General features: G+C 31.6%; 17 protein-coding genes. 14 read left to right on the plus strand and 3 right to left on the minus strand.

All coding sequences use genetic code 11. The features are described from left to right. Window positions 1–47: 47 nt before the first annotated feature. Window positions 48–1,997: an IucA/IucC family protein gene (locus KA830_RS02580; RefSeq protein ID WP_204180271.1), complete on the minus strand. Its 1,950-nt coding sequence runs from the start codon at window positions 1,995–1,997 to the stop codon at window positions 48–50. A 100-nt stretch (window positions 1,998–2,097) separates the two neighbouring features. Between KA830_RS02580 and KA830_RS02585 the strand changes: the two genes are divergently transcribed. From KA830_RS02585 to KA830_RS02615, 7 genes are all read left to right on the plus strand, one after another. After that, window positions 2,098–3,273: an MFS transporter gene (locus KA830_RS02585; protein ID WP_064209393.1), complete on the plus strand. Its 1,176-nt coding sequence runs from the start codon at window positions 2,098–2,100 to the stop codon at window positions 3,271–3,273. Beyond that, window positions 3,270–5,027, plus strand: a complete 1,758-nt coding sequence (locus KA830_RS02590; RefSeq protein WP_210122908.1) for an IucA/IucC family protein — start codon at window positions 3,270–3,272, stop codon at window positions 5,025–5,027. The genes KA830_RS02585 and KA830_RS02590 overlap by 4 nt, the downstream gene beginning before the upstream one ends. A 2-nt stretch (window positions 5,028–5,029) precedes the next feature. Continuing rightward, on the plus strand, window positions 5,030–6,091 hold the full coding sequence (locus KA830_RS02595) for an alanine racemase (protein WP_204180273.1): 1,062 nt from the start codon (window positions 5,030–5,032) through the stop codon (window positions 6,089–6,091). A gap of 94 nt (window positions 6,092–6,185) precedes the next feature. After that, on the plus strand, window positions 6,186–7,196 hold the full coding sequence (locus tag KA830_RS02600) for an ABC transporter substrate-binding protein (RefSeq protein ID WP_210134065.1): 1,011 nt from the start codon (window positions 6,186–6,188) through the stop codon (window positions 7,194–7,196). Window positions 7,197–7,208: 12 nt separating this feature from the next. Continuing rightward, window positions 7,209–8,243, plus strand: coding sequence for a FecCD family ABC transporter permease (locus tag KA830_RS02605; RefSeq protein WP_204180274.1), 1,035 nt, complete (start codon window positions 7,209–7,211; stop codon window positions 8,241–8,243). After that, complete coding sequence (locus KA830_RS02610) at window positions 8,240–9,202, plus strand: FecCD family ABC transporter permease (RefSeq protein WP_046208397.1); 963 nt, start codon at window positions 8,240–8,242, stop codon at window positions 9,200–9,202. The genes KA830_RS02605 and KA830_RS02610 overlap by 4 nt, the downstream gene beginning before the upstream one ends. A 404-nt stretch (window positions 9,203–9,606) precedes the next feature. Beyond that, the gene (locus KA830_RS02615) at window positions 9,607–10,980 is read left to right on the plus strand and encodes a YjiH family protein (RefSeq protein WP_046208396.1); all 1,374 of its coding nucleotides are present in this window, start codon (window positions 9,607–9,609) and stop codon (window positions 10,978–10,980) included. A 104-nt stretch (window positions 10,981–11,084) separates the two neighbouring features. Here KA830_RS02615 and KA830_RS02620 read toward each other — a convergent pair whose 3' ends face one another. Further along, window positions 11,085–11,402, minus strand: a complete 318-nt coding sequence (locus KA830_RS02620) for a heme oxygenase (protein ID WP_046208395.1) — start codon at window positions 11,400–11,402, stop codon at window positions 11,085–11,087. Window positions 11,403–11,584: 182 nt separating this feature from the next. Beyond that, window positions 11,585–11,845 (minus strand): SunI/YnzG family protein, encoded by a 261-nt coding sequence (locus KA830_RS02625; RefSeq protein ID WP_046208394.1) that lies wholly within the window; start codon window positions 11,843–11,845, stop codon window positions 11,585–11,587. Between the two features lie 177 nt (window positions 11,846–12,022). Between KA830_RS02625 and KA830_RS02630 the strand changes: the two genes are divergently transcribed. The 7 genes from KA830_RS02630 (at window position 12,023) to KA830_RS02660 (ending at window position 19,471) form a co-directional block, all read left to right on the plus strand. Further along, entirely contained in the window at window positions 12,023–12,523 is a 501-nt protein-coding gene (locus KA830_RS02630; RefSeq protein ID WP_046208393.1) for a metal-dependent hydrolase, read from the plus strand. 115 nt (window positions 12,524–12,638) lie between these two features. Then, a complete protein-coding gene (locus KA830_RS02635) occupies window positions 12,639–13,826 on the plus strand; it encodes a UTP--glucose-1-phosphate uridylyltransferase (RefSeq protein WP_046208392.1) in 1,188 nt (395 codons plus the stop codon). Between the two features lie 18 nt (window positions 13,827–13,844). Then, complete coding sequence (trhA, locus tag KA830_RS02640; RefSeq protein WP_046208391.1) at window positions 13,845–14,528, plus strand: PAQR family membrane homeostasis protein TrhA; 684 nt, start codon at window positions 13,845–13,847, stop codon at window positions 14,526–14,528. 248 nt (window positions 14,529–14,776) lie between these two features. After that, window positions 14,777–16,120 carry a multidrug efflux MFS transporter SdrM gene (gene sdrM, locus KA830_RS02645; protein WP_103161352.1) on the plus strand — a complete coding sequence of 448 codons (1,344 nt, stop codon included), beginning with the start codon at window positions 14,777–14,779 and terminating at the stop codon, window positions 16,118–16,120. Between the two features lie 187 nt (window positions 16,121–16,307). Further along, window positions 16,308–16,763 carry a SepA family multidrug efflux transporter gene (locus tag KA830_RS02650; protein ID WP_046208389.1) on the plus strand — a complete coding sequence of 152 codons (456 nt, stop codon included), beginning with the start codon at window positions 16,308–16,310 and terminating at the stop codon, window positions 16,761–16,763. Between the two features lie 30 nt (window positions 16,764–16,793). Further along, window positions 16,794–18,239: an MDR family MFS transporter gene (locus KA830_RS02655; RefSeq protein WP_107365407.1), complete on the plus strand. Its 1,446-nt coding sequence runs from the start codon at window positions 16,794–16,796 to the stop codon at window positions 18,237–18,239. Window positions 18,240–18,406: 167 nt separating this feature from the next. After that, window positions 18,407–19,471: an Mrp/NBP35 family ATP-binding protein gene (locus tag KA830_RS02660; RefSeq protein WP_046208387.1), complete on the plus strand. Its 1,065-nt coding sequence runs from the start codon at window positions 18,407–18,409 to the stop codon at window positions 19,469–19,471. The last annotated feature ends 387 nt before the right edge of the window (window positions 19,472–19,858 follow it).

A 19,858-nucleotide genomic window follows, 5' to 3' on the forward strand; every position in this document is an offset into this window, starting at 1 on the left:
GTAAAGGTAATCCTTTACCGGTATTTTTTTGTATATATTGTGTATATTTATTTCTGATGTAAAGGATTGTCAACTTTAATATAGGTATAGTAATCCGCTTCATCAGTCAGACGCATGGTTGTAACACATTTATAATCTATTTTGGGTGCCAATAGGATTGATTTTATATTTTTCACGCGTTGTTGGTCATCTATATCGTTTGCAGTATCATTTAATTTAGCAATTAAAATATCTCGAATCAATTGCCAAAGTTGCTTTTCAAAATTAGAATCTTCACTTGATTTTGTAATACTGACAATTAATTCACCGAGATGATTTTGAATACTTGAATAAAAGACTTTATTAAATACTGTTTGAGGTTGATCAGATAAAATTAAAGATTTTTCATGAAAACTTGCAGTACTATAACCCATCTTATTCAAGCGTATGCGATCGATACGTAACCCCTCAAAATCACGTATATAAAGCCTATCTAATCGTCCATCTTCACTAAATGTAGCGATTGAATTTTGTAAATGTGCTTCAAGGGCGATACCGTATTTCACATATAGAGGAATCGTGATATCTATTAAGGCTTGACCGTATTGATTTATCCAAGATAAAGCAGCGATTTCAAAGGTCGGAAACTTATTTTTTTCTTTATATTTGTTAATTAACGAAACAATTAATGGTTCATTATTATATATAGTTGAACTAACTAACGCTGAAGGGATGATAGGTGTAGTTTCATTTTTAATTAAATGATAAATATTGGTTCTAAATAATGTACCTAGTTGTTCACTTCTTTTAGTTCTGGTAGTGACTTTGTCCAATGAATTATAAAAATGAATACCAGCAAGTTCATCTATTGTATCAGCGTTTATATGCTTAAATAATGAATCTTTTTGTTTTATATCATTAAGGATATGTGTTACTTGTGGACCATTTATTGTAGTTTGCTCAGATAATGTTCTAATCTCACCAGTAATATGAACATTGGTTGATAACTTGATATGAGGTGACGTTTTAGGATATTTGGGCATTAAAGTTCTAAATGATAATCCTGCGTAATAAGATTGTTGATAATCAATTGGTATCAATCGATTTGTTTTTAATTCTTCTTTATATTCTTGTAATAAGATATGGTCGTATTGCCATGGATGGACGACCATAACGTAATATTGATTAACTTGATCATGACCAACATGATTCATAACAGCTGCTTCTAACCCTTCAAACAATCTAAAAAGTAAATCATTTTCTTCTTCAATATAAGTCTGAGCTTTTGCTATTGATTTATGTATTAAAATAAATTGTAAGGATATGGCATTACCAAATTCGGCTGAATAATTAATTACAGTTTCTGGTGTCATTCCTTTACGTAATTTAGCACCCGGATGAATTGGGTGACCTTCAATAACAAACTGTTCAGAACTCAAATAACTGTCCTCTGCATTCATGATTAATTCATATAAGCTTTTTTTATTGTTTTCTAATGTATATGCTTGATAACTTAATGCAATGGCCATATTTGTGACACTGTTGTTCAAATCTTCATAAAATTGTGTACTAGCTTCATTATCTAGCTCTGGTGATATCGTTAAAATAATATTTAATATTTCATTTGGATGTTGGACTCTATTGTAATTTCCGTTGTCTTCAATATAAAATGGTCCTTGAACGTCTAGACGATCAAATGCATGATTTCCTGTAATCGTTGCATATAGCGTCTTATTAACTTTCGGAAACGCAATGGATAACAATTTGCTGTTTGCTGGTAAGTGCACAATGTTCAAATCTTGGTTAGAAATAATCTTACTGTAACTCCGACTGTCTATTAAATTTTCTCTATGTAATGAAGAAATTAATCTTTGAGATATTTTATCTCGACTTTCTAAAAGCATATTTAAAAACAATTGTGCCCATTGTTCATTGATTGATAATAAATAATCAAATGCATGTTGTTCATCATTGTTCATTTTATTTGATAAATTGTTGTTAATACTTTTTGAATTCATAAAGCACCTCTAAATATTATTTTACAAAAGTATAGGATATTTGTATAATCCATAATATCGATAATGATAATTATTATCAATTAAAAAGTCGGGTGAAAATATGGCAAAGTACTTTTTTTCAAGTTCTTTCCTATTGTTTTTAGGAAATTGGATTGGACATATCACTTTAAATTGGTATGTGTATTCGTTATATCATAACGCAATTTATCTTGGACTGATTAATTTTTTCCGCCTTGTACCTATTTTGCTCATAAGTGTATGGGCTGGTGCAATAGCAGATCGATATAATAGGGGGAAACTACTGAAAATAACTATCTCTTCCTCTTTTCTACTTACCACTTTACTGTGTGTCTTAATCTTTCAAGATTGGGATATACCGATTGTAGTATTTTTATTATATTCTTTGGGTAGAGGTATGATGAGTGCAATAGAAACACCAGTACGTCAATCTGTGCTACCAGATTTGTCGAAACGCTTAACAACAACTCAGGTGGTTTCGTACCATTCATTTATTATTAATATTTGTCGATCAATAGGTCCTGCTATAGCTGGTTTAGTAATGGCAAACTATAACGCACAAATAAGTTTCAGTATACAAGCGATATGTTACTTAATATCTCTGATACTATGTTTGCCTCTAAAGTTTGAACAACCGCATTATAATGAAGTGGAAAAACAAATGAGTATTAAATTTGTGTTTGAATATTTTAAGGATAATAGCGTGGGTACAAGGATATTTGTAACATCTTTGTTTATCATGGCTAGTGGTTTTACATATACTTCACTATTACCAGTTTTAACAGATAAGACGTTCCCTGAACAAGTCACGATGTTTGGGACAGCGATGACATGTTGCGCAATAGGTGGAATTATTGCGACGATGATTTTACCTAATTTATTAGAAAATATTCCTATGGTGAAGATGTATTATTATAGTTCGATATTATTTGGCGTCTCTTTGTTAGGCAGTATTAGCCAGAATACGATATTATTTTTTATTTCAATATTCTTAATCGGTCTGTTCAGTCAATGGGCGCGTACAACCAATAGGATTTATTTTCAACATCGTGTTAAATCAGAGCATCGAGGGAAGGTATTAAGTGTTGTAATGATGGATAGGGGGATGATTCCTTTAGGTGCTATGATCATGAGTTTTTTAACAGAATATATAGGTGTTATTGAAACATTTATAATTATGGGATTAAGCACCTTAACGATTGCATTAATATTTGGCATGATTAACAGACAAAGAAGAAACGGAGGCAATGTTGTATGATGCATCATTTATGGAAATCAGCAGATTTAAATATTCAATATCGCATGTTTAATGCGATTCTTAAAGAACATATTTTTCCAGAGAAAATGTTTTTTAAATCTTTTGATAACTGCGTAGAACTACAATATAAAGGACAAGCATTAGCTGTTAACTATATCAGAAAGAGTCCGTTAATGCGTTATGTTTTTGAGGGTGAGCTACGTTATATTAAAGGTGATGCAAGTGTCACTATTAAAACTTTGGAACAATTACTTGAAATATTAACAAATCAATTTGATATTCCTATTAGCGCTAGACTAACTGCAGAGTTACAATCAAGCCGAGAAGGTTTAGCGATGAGTTATGAAAATTTTAAGCATAGACAATCTAACATTCGCGATAGTTTGAAATTTTCAAGAATGCCTAGGACCATCAACTTTTTTACATGGCTTCAACATATGAAAGAAAATAATGGTGTAAATGATTTAATTTATTCTGAAAGTCTTGTAGAGGAAGGCCATCCTACGCATCCTTTAACTAAAACAAAGCTGCCATTAACGAAAGAAGAAGTTAAATTATATGCGCCGGAATTTGAAAAAATTATTCCATTGAAAATTATGCTTATTCATAAACAATTTTGTATAGCAACTGCGATGGAAGGTGATGAACAATATATCATCAATCAAGTCATTCCTGAATATAAAGATAAAGTAAAAGTATTTCTAGCTTCACATGATTTAGAATTAGCAGATTATCGCATTATACTTGTACATCCATGGCAATATGAAAATGTTATTCCACAACAATTTGGTCATTGGATAGAAACACAACGTCTTTTAGCGACGCCTTTTGACATAGAATCCAAAGCAACATTGTCTTTTAGAACAATGGATTTGCTCGATAAATCTTTTCATGTCAAGTTACCAATCAATGTACAGGCGACAAGTGCAGTGAGAACTGTTTCATCAGTAACCACCGTTGATGGCCCGAAATTAAGTTATGAGTTACAAGATATGATGGATGTATATCCTCAATTGAAAGTCGCTATGGAGCCCTATGGTTTACATGCTGATACAGATGAAGATAGCGCACGACAATTAGCTTGTATCGTGCGCTATCAGCCACAAATTTCAAACACTGGTCTCACGATAGTAACAGGAAGTTTAGTCAACAGAAACCCTGTAGATAATCAAATTATTGTTGATAGTTATATAGAATGGCTTGGTTTAAAAGTAAGCAAAGCTTCAATTAAAACATTTATTAGTAATTATGCATTAACGCTTATAAAACCATTAATAGCGTATATCCAAGATTATGGTATTGCTTTAGAAGCACATATGCAAAATACCATTGTTCATTTGGATCAAGAATTTAAAATGGAATTTTTGATTAGAGATTTAGGAGGCTCAAGGATTGATTTAAATACGTTGAGGGGCCGATTACCTAACATTAATATTACTAATAAAAGTTTAATAGCTGAAAATATTGAAGCGGTAATCGCAAAATTCCAACATGCAGTCATTCAAAATCAAATGTCAGAACTAATCCATCATTTTACACAATATGAAGATATTGAAGCAGATGAATTATTTGAACTTGTGCGTGAAGCTGTTGAACAATCTATTGACCCTCAAAAAGCACATGCGCAAATATTACGACAAACCTTATTTGGATCCAAGATTAATGTAAAAGCATTGTTACGCATGAGAATGGAAGGTAAGGTTAAAAATTATTTAACTGTAGATTTAGATAACCCTTTAAGTAAAGAGGTGTAATTATGGCAAAGATCAAAGTAAATCTTTCTAAAATTAAGTACAATGCCATGACTTTAAGTGCGCTTTTAAATCAGCACCATATTGATTTTACACCTGTGATTAAATGTGTGGCTGGCGATGAAAAAATCGTTGAAATGTTTAAAAATATTGGCATTACACATGTTGCAGACGCAAGAATCAGTAATATTCAAAAAAGTACAGATAAAGCAATGTCTTATACATTAATTAGAAATAGTAACCGTAATGAATTAGAAAATTTAGTTCATTACGTTGACACGAGTATTCAAACTGAATTGGCAACAATACGACAAATCAATGAAATCGCAAGTAATTATGATGCGAAACATAATATATTGTTAATGGTTGATTGGAAAGATGCTAGAGAAGGTGTGTTGACTTACGATGTGATTGATTATATTAAAGAAATTATTAACATGCATCATATCTATCTTAAAGGATTGGCTTTTAATTTTATGTGTTTTAATGCAATTGCTCCGACTGAAGAAGATGTTAAGCTGATTAATCAATTTATAACTTCAATCGAGGAAGTCATGCATATGCAATTCGATGTTATCTCAGGTGGCAACTCTAGTATGCTATTACAAATGCTTTATAATGACTTAGGGAAAATTAACGAATTAAGGATCGGAGAAACTTTATTTAGAGGCATTGAAACGACGACGAATCATTCATTTGATACTTTATATCAAAATGCCATCATTTTAGAGACAGAAATTGTGGAAATTAAGCCACGTATTAACGTAAATGATGGTCAACATTATTTACAAGCAATTGTAGATATAGGAAATTTAGACACAGACGTCAACGATATTCAACCATTACATCATCAAGTGAAAGTTTTGGGTGCAACGAGCGATCACCTTATGATAGATTTGTTAAATAATGAACATTATCATATTGGAGATAAAATTCAGTTTAGCCTAGGTTACAAAGCTTTAGCGCAAAGTATGTTTGTGGCTAATTTACCAAAAGACTATAAGCGTGATGATATCATTGAAAAAATGTGTTATCCCCAAATTAAGGGAATATTGAATAAAATTTGATTTTTATCAAGTTTTAATAAAAAAATTATTGACATTGAGAATCGTTATCAATAAAATTAGATGTGTAATGATACATATCTAAGGAGTGAAAACGATGAAGCAAAGATCTAAATGGATGGGTCTGTTATTAATTACAGTAACGCTTATCTTGCTAGCGGCTTGCGGTAAGGTTAGTGACAATGGTTCTGACCAATCTAAAAATGACGACAAAAGTAAAAACGGCACAACGATAAAGCATGATGGGGGAACAACGAACATTGATAAAAAACCTAAACGTGTAGTTGCACTTGAGTTTTCATTTGTTGATGCATTGGCTGCATTAGATATTAAACCGGTTGGTGTGGCAGATGATGGAAAAAAAGAGAGGATTTTAGCACCGATTCGTGAAAAAATAGGTGATTATCAATCAGTGGGTGCACGTAAACAACCAAATTTGGAAGAAATTAGTAATCAGAAACCAGATTTAATTATTGCAGATAGCAACAGACATAAGGGTATACAAAAAGATTTAGAAAAAATTGCCCCAACGATTCTGTTACCAAGCTTTGATAGTGATTATAAAGATAACCTAGATGCTTTTAAAACAATTGCTAAAGCTACAGGTGAAGAAGATAAAGGAAAAGAGAGACTAAAAAAACATAATGAGTTAATGGATAAATACAAGAAAGAAATAACAATGGATAAATCACAACCAGTATTAGCGACAGTCATTGCCAAATCTGGTTTGCTCGCACATCCAGAAAACACATATGTTGGTGAATTATTGAAAGAATTAGGCTTTAACAACGCGCTTAATAAAACTGAAACAGATAACCTATCTAAATATTTGAAAGGACCATATTTACAACTAAATTCAGAAGTGCTTTCAGATATTAATCCAGGACGCATGTTTATCATGGTGGACAAGGGAAAAAATGATCCAAACTTGAAAAAACAAGAAGAAGAACCAGTTTGGCAAAGTTTAGATGCTGTTAAAAATGATAGAATTGCAGTTGTAGATAGAAATACTTGGGCTCGTGCACGAGGCATCATTTCTTCTGAAGAGATAGCTAAACAATTAGTAGAGATTTCAAAAGATGAAAAAAATGATAAACAACAAAAGTAAGGTGAACGGTAAATGACTAAGTCTAATAGCATTAACCAAACCAAAACTGAAGATAAGAAACATAATAAACGCACAGCACTCACATTTATTGTGAGTGTGTGTGCGCTTTTTGTGATTATTTATTTTAACTTAAGTGTAGGAGCATCTCATATTACATTAAATGATTTTAATGATTATTTTTTAACACATTCACATACTAAACAAACATTTTTAATACATAATGTACGAATCCCAAGAATGTTAGCAGGATTATTCATAGGTGCAGCGCTAGGGTTAGCAGGATTGTTAATGCAAGCAATGACTAGAAATCCATTGGCTTCTCCTCAAATATTTGGTGTAAATTCTGGCGCATCTTTCGTTATTGTATTGATTACTATGATCATGCCTTCATTGTCGACTTATGCCACGATATTCGCTTTTATAGGTGCATTTATAGGAGGGCTTACGGTTTATGCATTATCTGGCTCAACAAAAGGGATGACACCCATTAAGTTAGCGCTTGCTGGAATGGCTATCCATTTATTTTTTTCAAGCATGACACAAGGCATTATCTTATTAAATGAAGATGCTACATCAACGGTAATGTTTTGGTTAGTAGGTTCTTTATCGTCGATTACATGGACGCAAGTTTTAGGTATCTTGCCGTGGTTGATACTTGCATTTATTTGTACAATTATCATTTCTAAACAATTGACAATCATGGAATTAGGTGAAGATTTAGCAACTTCATTAGGCCAAAATGTTAAATTAATAAGAATGATTATTGGTATCTTAGTTATTGTACTGGCAGGTACTTCTGTTTCAATAGCAGGTCCAATCGGTTTTGTAGGTTTGATTGTACCGCATATCGTTAAACATTATATTCAAACAGATTATAGATTAATGGTTCCTTTAACAATGATTATCGGCGCAAATTTATTATTATTATCTGACGTTTTAAGCAGATTGATTGCCTTTCCTTTTGAATCACCTGTAGGCATAGTAACGTCATTTATAGGTGCTTTTTATTTCTTACCATTTACAATAAAAGGGGTGAGAAGGCTATGATGAGACCATTCATATTTCGATATTCGCTTGTCACAGTATTGTTATTGATTGCGTCGATTGCGTCTCTTTCGATAGGTGCTGTATTCATCAATCCGTTTGAAGCAGTAAGTAGCCTTTTTACACAAAATAATTTTATTATTAACGAATATAGAGCACCAAGAATGTTTTTAGCATTAATTGTAGGTAGTAGCCTTGCCATTTCTGGCGCATTAATACAGGGCGTTGTAAGAAATGCTCTAGCTTCCCCTGATGTGATTGGTATTACCAAAGGTGCAAGTTTATCTGCTGTTACAATTATCATGTTATTTCCATCAGCGCCTTTATTCATATTGCCGTTTGGCTCTTTTGCAGGTGCATTAATTATCAGTATGATTTTAACTATATTAATATCAAAATTTAATGTAAAAGGTTCTAAGTTAGCGCTAATTGGTTTAGCGATAGGTGCGATATGTACAGCAATCGTGCAATATATGCTCATACGTAACCCACTTGATGCTAATACGGCATTAGTTTGGCTGACAGGTAGCTTATATGGTCATAGTATGTCAAATGTGTGGGTGATATTACCTTGGTTTATTGTTGCATTACCAGTGATATTTTATTATTGTCATCAACTAGATATTTTAACATTAGGTGATGATATAGCGATTGCACTCGGAGCAAAAGTGAAAAAAGTAAAGGCAATACTTTTATTTTTAGCTGTTATTCTAGCAGGCGCTTCAATATCTGTTGTTGGGGGTCTAAGCTTTTTAGGACTTATTGCACCTCATATGGCTAGACAGTTAGTTGGTCACAAGCACAAACATATTACATTTATGTCTGGTTTGTTAGGCGCTTTAATTTTAATGATAAGTGACAGCCTAGCAAGAGGTATTCACCCGCCAATTGATATTCCAGTTGGTGTTATCGTCGCTATTGTTGGTGTGCCTTATTTTCTGTTTTTATTAAGAAAATTATAAATTTAATATATAAAAGATTGAAAAAGAAAACGCTTTCATTTAAAGTAGAGGCTGAGACACAATAGATTCGTATTAGCCTCATTGCATATTGACAGTAAATGACTGAGCTGAAAATAAAAGTCCACTTCATTTTTTATCGAGTTAAAGGGACTTATGCATGAGCGACAGCTCAAGTAATTAATTTATAATTTTTTCAATTCTAGTCATGCTTGCCGGGGTGGGACGACGAAATCTATTTTATAAAATTAGATTTCTGTTCCACTCCCTTTTATTATCTATAAAAAATAATGACATTAAAAAGACATAAAAATTTGATTTACATATTTATACAAAATAGGTTATAATTATTGCTGTTGCTTTTAAAGTGTTTATAAAAATATATACACACCTAAGGGGTGAACAAAATGGACGATTACAGTAAAGCACAAATTATTAAAGGAAGATTAAAATTCATTTTGATGTCAGTTTTGGGGATTATACTATTTTTGATTCCTGTAACTGTGACTGAAGATGGCGAAAAGCAAACGACTTTACCAGTGGCATTTTTAGCAGGCTTATTAAAAGATTTATTAGGTGATGCGATGCCATTAATCATTGTAATAATAATAACTATTTCAGGTGTTTTATCTATCATCTGTTCGACGGTATTAAAAAACAAATTGCAACCTGAAGGATTAATGAATAATGCATTTAATGTCAAATTTGTTTGGCTTATTTTAAGAATTTTAGCCGTTATTTTTGTCTGGATGACATATTTAAAAATGGGATCAAAAGCAGTTTATTCTGCTGATACTGGTGGTTTAGTGTTTGAAAGTTTATTACCAACGCTTGTATCTGTATTTTTCTTTGCTGCGCTTTTTTTACCTTTATTAATGGAGTATGGCTTATTGGAATTATTAGGACCTATTTTCAGACCAATCATGAGACCATTATTCACATTACCAGGACGTTCGACAGTGGATAATTTAGCATCATTTATTGGTGATGGGACAGTTGGTGTTTTAATAACAAGTAGACAGTATGAAGGTGGTTTTTATTCTAGACGTGAAGCGACAGTTATAGCCACTACCTTCAGTGTAGTATCATTAACCTTTGCAATTGTAGTTGCAGAAACAGTACATATGCAAAATCATTTCTTTTATTTTTATTTATCAGTAATTGTATCATGTATTGTATGTGCTTTGATTTTACCTAGAATATGGCCGTTGAGTACGATTAAAGATGAATATTCAAAAGAAGTATCTGAGGAAATGCGTACTGAAAAGTTACCTGCAAATAAAACTGCTTTGAGACATGGTTTTGACATGGCTACTGAAACTGGAATCAAAGCACCAGGATTCAAATCGTTCTTTAAATCTGGTTTTAAAACAGTTATAGATATGTGGTTCGTTATATTACCAGTTGTGATGAGTGTTGGAACTTTAGCTACGCTCATTGCGACTTATACTCCAATATTTGGAATTATAGGTAAACCTTTTGTTCCTTATTTAGAGTTATTGCAAATTCCAGAAGCTGCACAAGCTTCAGAAACTGTCTTGATCGGTTTTGCTGACATGTTCTTGCCATCTATTTTAATTGAAGGCGTTGGAAATGACATAACATTGTTTGTCATTGGTGCTTTAAGTATTACGCAGTTGATTTATTTATCTGAAGTGGGTGGCGTGATTTTAGGATCTAAAATCCCAGTTAGTATTTTTAAATTATTTGTTATTTTCTTGATTAGAACAATCATTGCTTTACCGATTATTGCATTAATGGCCCATCTTTATTTTAATTAAATTAAACAAAATAAAACACACATAAACTCATATTTGAAATTATTTTAAAAGTGATTGACCTTTAAAACGTTTCTTATATGTGTAAATGTGTGTGTTTTATTTAATTAGTGAAGTTTTGTTAAAACAGTTGCTTTAACGATTTTATTTCCTAAAATAGGTGATGGTTCATCTTGTGAAGAAGTGTTTCTTTGACTGTGCGCCTCTTTAAAAGCATCACTTTTTAGCCAACCATTAAAAGCTTCTTCATTTTCCCACCACGTATTAACATACATTTGGTCGTAATCTGTCTCGTCGTCTATTAACCATACTTCAATATGATGAAAGCCATCTAAATCTTGAATTTTTCCACCTTGTGTAAATTTCGGAGCTAGCTTTTCAGCAAACCCTTTCTTAACATCTATTCGATTAGTAACTACATACATATTTTCCACCTACTTTCATATTGATATTTTTAGTATAGCATTTAACTAAACTGTTATCTGATTGCAAACCCTTATTTATTATTTCATGTGTTTGCATATAAAAAGAAGTGAAATCCTATTTTTCAGAATTTCACTTCTTTTTATAATCAATTAAATTCACTAAATTTAACTTTTAGTGACTACTATTTTGTAATTTCATTATAAACTTTTTGATCATTTTGTGTGTAAATAATGTATTCATGGTTATCAGTATCGATGATAACACGATTAGTTTTTCCAAATGTAGAACCAATACGTGAAACTTTATCTCTATCTAATTTTGGAACTGCATGGATATTTTGATCTTGTGAAACATTTTTAATCTCGCTTGTTGGAATCTTAATATCAGCGACTCTCCATTGAATTCTTACTTCATTGTTATCTTTTTTTACTGTCATTGCCATATCGTGAACACATCCTTTAAATTATTTATAGCTATAGCATACAACAAAAAGTAATCGTTTTCAAGTGATTGTGTGATACTTTTGATTATTATGTCATACTATTTATCTTTTACGAAAGTATGTTCGCATTATTGTGGATTTTATGGTAAAATTTAGCCGAGAAAAGGGGCAATGAACATGACAGGCAAAACTCACACATCATGCGGTTTGTTAGTAGGTGCATTAACTATAGAATACTATCAGACAGATTTATTTACATCGATAACAATAATGACACTTGCAGTTATATCAAGCTTATTACCTGATATTTGTCACACGCAGAGTAGAATTGGCAGGCGATTCAAAGTATTAAGTTTTTTTGTTCGTATACTGTTTGGGCACAGGACATTCACACACTCGTTATTATTTATTTCTATAATTGGTATCCTTTTATATATTATTCAAACACCAGAGTATTATTTAGTTTCAATTATCCTTGGTTTGCTTTCACATGTTATACTAGATATGTTAACGCCTAGAGGTGTAAAGTTATTATATCCAATACCGTTAACGATTAAATTCCCCTTAGTTTTTAAAACAGGTGGCTTAGTAGACTTATCGTTAGCAGGCGCGCTTTCAATAGGTGCACTATACGTATTATTCAAACCATTCTTCAATCATTTCTTTTTAAATTTATGATGATTATGGTTGTGATTATATTTGTAATAATATAAAGTGCATATAGTGAAATTATATATTCCTATTAGATATAAGATATATTTTTTATCTATTTTGAATATAAAGGAGAGAGGACATGTTAGATAAGAAAGAGTTAGAAAAGTTTAACCAAGAACATCTAATAGAATTTGAAAAATTAATGAGTAATAATGAAAAAGAACAATTAGCTAGTCAAGTAGATCAATTAGATTTAACTTACATTCAAAATTTATATCGTGATTTGTATTTAAATAAACAAATAATAGATGACATATCTTCAGTAAATGAAGTGAAATACGATATCAAAGAAAATTTCTCTGAAGAAGAAATTAAACAATTTGAACATGTTGGCCTAGAAGCTATTAAAAAAGGAAGATTTGCAGTAGTTTTAATGGCAGGCGGACAAGGCACACGATTAGGATACAAAGGACCTAAGGGTGCATTTGAGATTGAAGATGTGAGCCTATTTGAATTACAAGCACGTCAATTACTAGAATTGAAAGAACAATCGGGTGTTTATGTAGATTGGTACATTATGACAAGTAAAATAAATGATAGTCAAACTCAGTTGTTTTTTGAAGAAAAAAATTATTTTGGATATGACAAGAACCACGTTCATTTCTTTATTCAAGATAATATCGTTGCATTATCTGAAGAAGGAAAACTTATTTTAGATGTAGATAGTTCTATTTTAGAAACGCCAAATGGTAACGGTGGTGTATTTAAATCACTGAAAAAAGCAGGCTATCTTGAAGATATGACTGAAAACGGTGTTGAATATATCTTTTTAAATAACATTGATAATGTTTTAGTGAAGGTGTTAGATTTGTTTTTTGCAGGATACACTTTCCAAAATAGTATGGATATTACGACGAAATCGATTCAACCTAAACACGGTGAGAGTGTTGGAAGGTTAGTTAAAAATGCTGATAAAGATACCGTGCTTGAATACTCTGAACTAGAAGCGGAAACTGCAAACCAATTAAATAATGCAAACATTGGTATACATATGTTTAAGTTACAATTTATTAACGCTGCTGTAGATAATAAATTGCCTTATCATTTAGCAGTAAAACAGCTTAAACAATTGGATGACGATTTTGGAATTATTGAAAAACCCGCTTTAAAATTTGAATTATTTTATTTTGATATTTTCCAATATGCAAATAGTTTTCTTACATTACAAGTGCCAAGAGAAGAAGAGTTTTCTCCGTTAAAGAATAAAGAAGGAAAAGATAGTGTAGAAACTGCTACAGCTGATTTAAAACGTTTAAATAGGATCTAAGAAAAGGTGATTACACTAATGACTAAACCATTAGAGGTTAAAAGTAATAAAGTCACTAAAACATTTAAAAATATCATACCATTAACATTTGGAGAAGAAATTGGTAATGCAGTATCACATGGCGTCGCTGCCTTTGTAACTTTATGTGCTTTACCGTATGCAGCGTTACAAAGTTATTTTGCACATGGTATTTTAGGTTCTTTTAGTGTTTCTATCTATGTAATAAGTATTTTTTTAATGTTTTTATCTTCAACGGTATATCATACAATGCCTAATCATTCGTCGCACAAATTTATACTTAGAATCATTGATCATAGCATGATTTATATTGCCATTGCCGGTACCTATACACCTGTATGTCTAGTGTTAGTAGGTGGTTGGATAGGTTGGACAGCAATGATAGTTTTATGGGGCATAACCATTTGGGGCATACTCTATAAATCATTGGCTAAACATGTAAATCATAAGCTTAGCTTAACGATGTATTTAGTGATGGGTTGGATTGGGATAATATTTTTACCTACAATTCTTTTCGATACGAGCTTGAAGTTTATGTTATTCATATTGTTGGGTGGCATAGCCTATACGATAGGTGCTTGGTTCTATGCACAAAAAGAGCGACCGTATTTTCACATGATTTGGCATTTATTTATTTTAATAGCTTCTGTGTTTCACTTTATAGCTATTTTATATTTTATGTAATGATCGAATAGATGGAACGTTTTAATGTAAAACATTATTATTTTATAAGATTAATGAGATTAAAGAAATACAGCCAATCAGGGAAGCGGGAGATAAATCAAAATGGTTCATTTGATTTTAATTCTCGCTTTCTTTTTAGTCATTTTTATAGGGCAAAAGAAGTAATTTACTGGAAACCTATTGAACTTAGGCACAAATAGTGATTTAGTAATGATTGATAATGAAAGTTTCGTGTTAGGAGATTAAATATGAATATAAAAACATTTGGTGTTGTTGTTGCATTAATATTAATTATGTTTATGTCTGCAATTGAAACATCAATCGTTTCATTAGCATTGCCAACTATAAAAGAAGATTTAAATGTGACTGGTTCAATATCACTGATATTTTCAGTTTACTTTATAGCAATTGTGATTGCTAATCCAATTGTAGGTGAATTATTGGATCGCACTAAAATTATATACATAACACTTTTGGGATTAGTATTTTTTACAATTGGAAGTTTTTTTTCAGGTATAAGTAGTACATTTGGTATTTTAATTATCTCGCGCTTTATTCAGGGATTGGGTGCTGGAATAATGATGGCTTTGAGCCAAATTGTCCCTAAGCTTGCTTTTGCAATTCCTTTAAGATATAAAATTATGGGAATTGTCGGTAGTGTATGGGGGATATCAAGTATTATAGGCCCGGTCTTAGGTGGTGGAATTTTAGAATTAGCTACTTGGCATTGGTTGTTTTTCGTTAATATACCTATCGCTATCATCGCCATGTTATTGGTAGTATTTACGTTTCATTTTAAACATGAACAGACGACAACTTCACATAAATTAGATATGAAAGGACTTATGTTATTTTATCTGTTTGTTTTCTTTTTAATGTTTACAGTAATGAATAACAGTCAGTGGTATTTAAATTGTCTTTCATTTATTATAGCAATTATTATGGGTATGATATTAATTAAAAATGAAAAGGGTGTAGCAGCGCCTTTCTTCCCTGTTAAAGAATTTAATAAAACTATCATACTCGTTTTTACTACAGATTTTTTATATGCAATGATACTGATGGGATATAATTTATATATGCCAATATATCTACAAGAAGAACTGGGACTATCTCCCTTGCAGAGTGGATTTGTTATTTTTCCAATTTCCTTTGCTTGGTTAGTGTTGAATTTTAATTTAAATAGGTTAGAAGCAAAAATGTCTAGAAAAGGTTTGTATATATTTGCTTTTACTCTTTTAACAATATGTGGCATTTTTATATTCGCAGGTACAAAAACACCGATATTTATAGCGTTTAGTTTATTGCTGGCTGGTGTTAGTTTTGGAACAGTGTATACGAAAGACAGTGTAATAACTCAAGAAGAAACGTCACCTCAGAATATGAAACGCATGATGTCACTATATACATTAACGAAAAGTCTAGGTAATTCTATCGGCTCTACAATTATGGGAACAGTTTATGGTTTAACGGTTTCATTTATCCATTTACCGATACACAATGTGATTATACTTAGTCTTATCATCTTGTTTATATTGTTTGTACTTTGGCAGACACAATATAAACAAGATAATCACAAATGCAATTCTTAGAATGAAAATGAAAAGTCATATGTATTTTAATTATTAAGCAAGTATTGAAGTTTAGTGAATTTTAATACTTGCTTATTTGTATTTTGGTGTATGTTGTTATAATGGTAAAATAAGAAACAGTTTTTTAATTAAGAGTTAATGTAAAATAAATAAAAAATAAATTAGATGAGAGGGAGGACAGTAAGCAATGAAATATATAAAGTATTTATTTACGACGCTTATTGTACTTTCGGTATTTATCATTTCAGGTGCTATATTTCTTGCATTCTTAGGATTTGGTTTATATGGATTAAGTCGTATCCTTATATTTTTTCATCTAGCATACTTTGGTTATAATAAAAGCTTTTATGATAACTTAATCTATTATGGTAGCTATATCGTATTGGGTTATTTTACATTGTTTATCATTGAAAATTTGATGGATTATTTTAGGAAAAAACTACCAGACAACCCTTATTTTCAAGGGATAACGTATCATTTAATAACATTTACTGTTACCACATTACTATTCTATTTTATAGTTCACATTCATTATGCGTATATAGATATTGATTTTTGGGTAATTGTTGTAATTATGGGTATGTTATTTGTATGTAAAGAAGTCTTTTATCCTGATAGCGAAAATCTTAATCAGAATAAATAGTCGATGATATAAGTGGTGAGAGGTGATTAAGTGTCCGTAGAAAATTTGTCTAAAACAAATAGAAACATGATTGTTGCGGTTATGATTATCAGTGCTTTTATTGCTATATTAAATCAGACACTATTAAATACAGCATTGCCTCAAATAATGAAAGGGCTTCATATTAACGAAAGTAAATCGCAATGGTTAGTAACTGGTTTTATGTTAGTAAATGGAGTAATGATTCCACTGACAGCTTTCTTAATGGATAGAGTTAAGACAAGACCGTTATATTTGATAGCCATGGGTATCTTTTTACTTGGTTCAATCATTGCATCCATAGCGCCTTCATTTGGTATTTTAATGTTAGCACGTGTGATTCAAGCTATAGGGGCGGGTATCATTATGCCTCTAATGCAATTTACATTATTTATGTTGTTTCCCAAAAATGAGCGTGGGTTTGCAATGGGGCTCGCAGGACTAGTTATTCAATTTGCACCAGCGATAGGTCCAACCCTTTCAGGTCTAGTTATTGACTTGTCGAGTTGGAGAATGCCGTTCATTATTGTTGTAGGAATATCATTGATTGGTTTTATCTTTGGAGCTATATTTATTAAAAGTTATAATACGACAAAAGATACGAAATTGGACAAACGTTCCGTAATCTATTCAACATTTGGGTTTGGATTGATGCTTTATGCGTTTAGTAGTGCTGGTAATCTAGGTTTTGATAGTCCAATTGTTATTGTTTCATTACTTGTCAGCCTATTTATTATCTGGGTATTTATTAAAAGACAATTGCAGGTCCCTAATCCTTTACTAAACTTAATTGTATTCAAAAACAGAGTGTTTACGTTAACTACAATTACATCCATGATTGTAATGATGTCTATGATAGGTCCAGCTTTATTAATTCCATTATATGTGCAAAACGCATTAGGATTGTCTGCGTTTCTTTCGGGTTTAGTTATCATGCCCGGCGCAATCATTAATGGTATCATGTCGATATTTACTGGTAAGTTTTATGATAAATATGGTGCTAGGCCGTTAATTATCATTGGTTTCAGTTTGTTGACTGTCTTCTCGATTATGTTATGTTTTTTAAGCGCCGATACCTCATATTTGTATCTCGTTATTGTATATGCTTTAAGAATGTTTTCAGTCTCACTCTTAATGATGCCTTTAAATACAGCTGGCATAAATGCACTTCAAAAAAGAGAGATTTCTCATGGAACTGCAATAAGTAATTTTGGCCGTGTTACTGCGGGCTCCCTAGGCACGGCCTTGATGGTAACTGTTATGACAATAGGAACAAAAGTATATACTCAGAATGCTAGAGGTATAGAAAATAAAGAACTATTACAACGACAAGCGATTGCTAATGGTGTGGACTACTCATTTATAGTTATTAGTGTATTCGTTGTCATTGGGTTTAGCATAGCGTTGTTTATAAAGGAAAACAGGGATGTTAACGAAATTAACACGCGAAAGGTCTAAAAAATAAAGAGGTTAGCTCCAGTTGTTAAGAATTAAAACAAATTGAGCTAACTTCTTTTGTATTACTAAGATTATATTTATACTAAATGTAAACTACTTAAAGCAAAATTAAGTGATGTTTGTTAGAATATTAATGGATATATTTATAAAATAGAGGGGGACGCTTTGTGTTAACGATAGAGCAAGTTAAAGAACTTGTTGGAGAACTTAAAGATCCAATTATTAATGTTCCTTTAAAGGAGACAGATGGGATCATAGAGGTAACAACAAAAGATGAGATAGAACATGTAAGTGTGAAGGTGGCAATGGCTCAGTTAGGAGGACAGCCTCAGTTAGATTTACAAATGGCTATTGTGGAAGTGCTGAAAGAAAATGGTGCGAATACTGTTGGGATAAGATTTGAAGAGTTGCCATCTGATGTTGTTGAACAATATAGAGGTAACAGTGATGACCAACCACAAACTATAGAAGGGTTATTATCAAAAGACAATCCTGTTGAATTTATAGCGATCGCTTCTGGAAAAGGGGGGGTTGGTAAATCCACTGTAGCTGTAAACTTAGCTGTTTCACTAGCAAGAGAAGGCAAAAAAGTTGGACTCGTAGATGCTGACATATATGGATTTAGTGTTCCAGATATGATGGGAATAGATAAAAAACCGGAAGTAGACGGCAAAGAGATTATACCGGTTGAAAGACATGGTGTTAAAGTAATCTCAATGGCATTTTTTGTTGAAGAAAACGCACCAGTTATATGGAGAGGACCTATGTTAGGTAAAATGTTAACTAACTTTTTTGTTGAAGTACGATGGGGAGATTTAGATTACCTGCTTTTAGATTTACCACCAGGTACCGGTGATGTTGCTTTAGATGTACATACGATGTTACCATCCAGTAAAGAAATCATTGTTTCTACACCTCATCCAACTGCAGCTTTTGTTGCAGCAAGAGCAGGAGCTATGGCTAAACATACAGAACATTCTATATTAGGTGTCATAGAAAACATGTCATATTTCGAAAGTAAAGAAACTGGAAATAAAGAGTATGTATTTGGTAAGGGTGGCGGAGAAAAATTAGCAGATGAGTTGCAAACTGAGCTTTTAGGTCAATTACCTTTAGAGCAACCATCATGGAATCCAAAAGATTTCGCACCATCCATTTACCAAGCAGAAGATCGACTAGGTAAAATATATCAATCAATGGCAAAACAAATCATCGACAAAACAAAAAAATAAGGTTTTTAGAAGCGTGAGTAGAAAATTAAAGTTTTCTACTCATTTTTTTCTCTTGCAATTTTTTGAATTGGTGTTAAAATGATTTCTTGTGACCAACAAATGTGTTGTTATATAGTTGTAAAAGTTTGCTACAAAAATTTATATAAACCATTGACTTTTTATAGTCAAATTGATAATATATAAAAGTCGTCAAAAACGGCAAAATATTATTTAAATAAATTTTTAAAAGTGTAAAAAATATACTTGAAAAAAAGGAAATAATATTTTAATATTATTAAAGTGATGTTAAGTGATTGTTAAATAAATTAATTTTTTGTTGACGAAACGTTAACGAAGATGATAAAATAGAAAAGCAATTATTTATCGAAAATGAACATTGAAAACTGA

This window comes from Staphylococcus sp. GDY8P119P, assembly GCF_017892075.1.
Classification (GTDB): Bacteria; Bacillota; Bacilli; order Staphylococcales; family Staphylococcaceae; genus Staphylococcus; species Staphylococcus ureilyticus.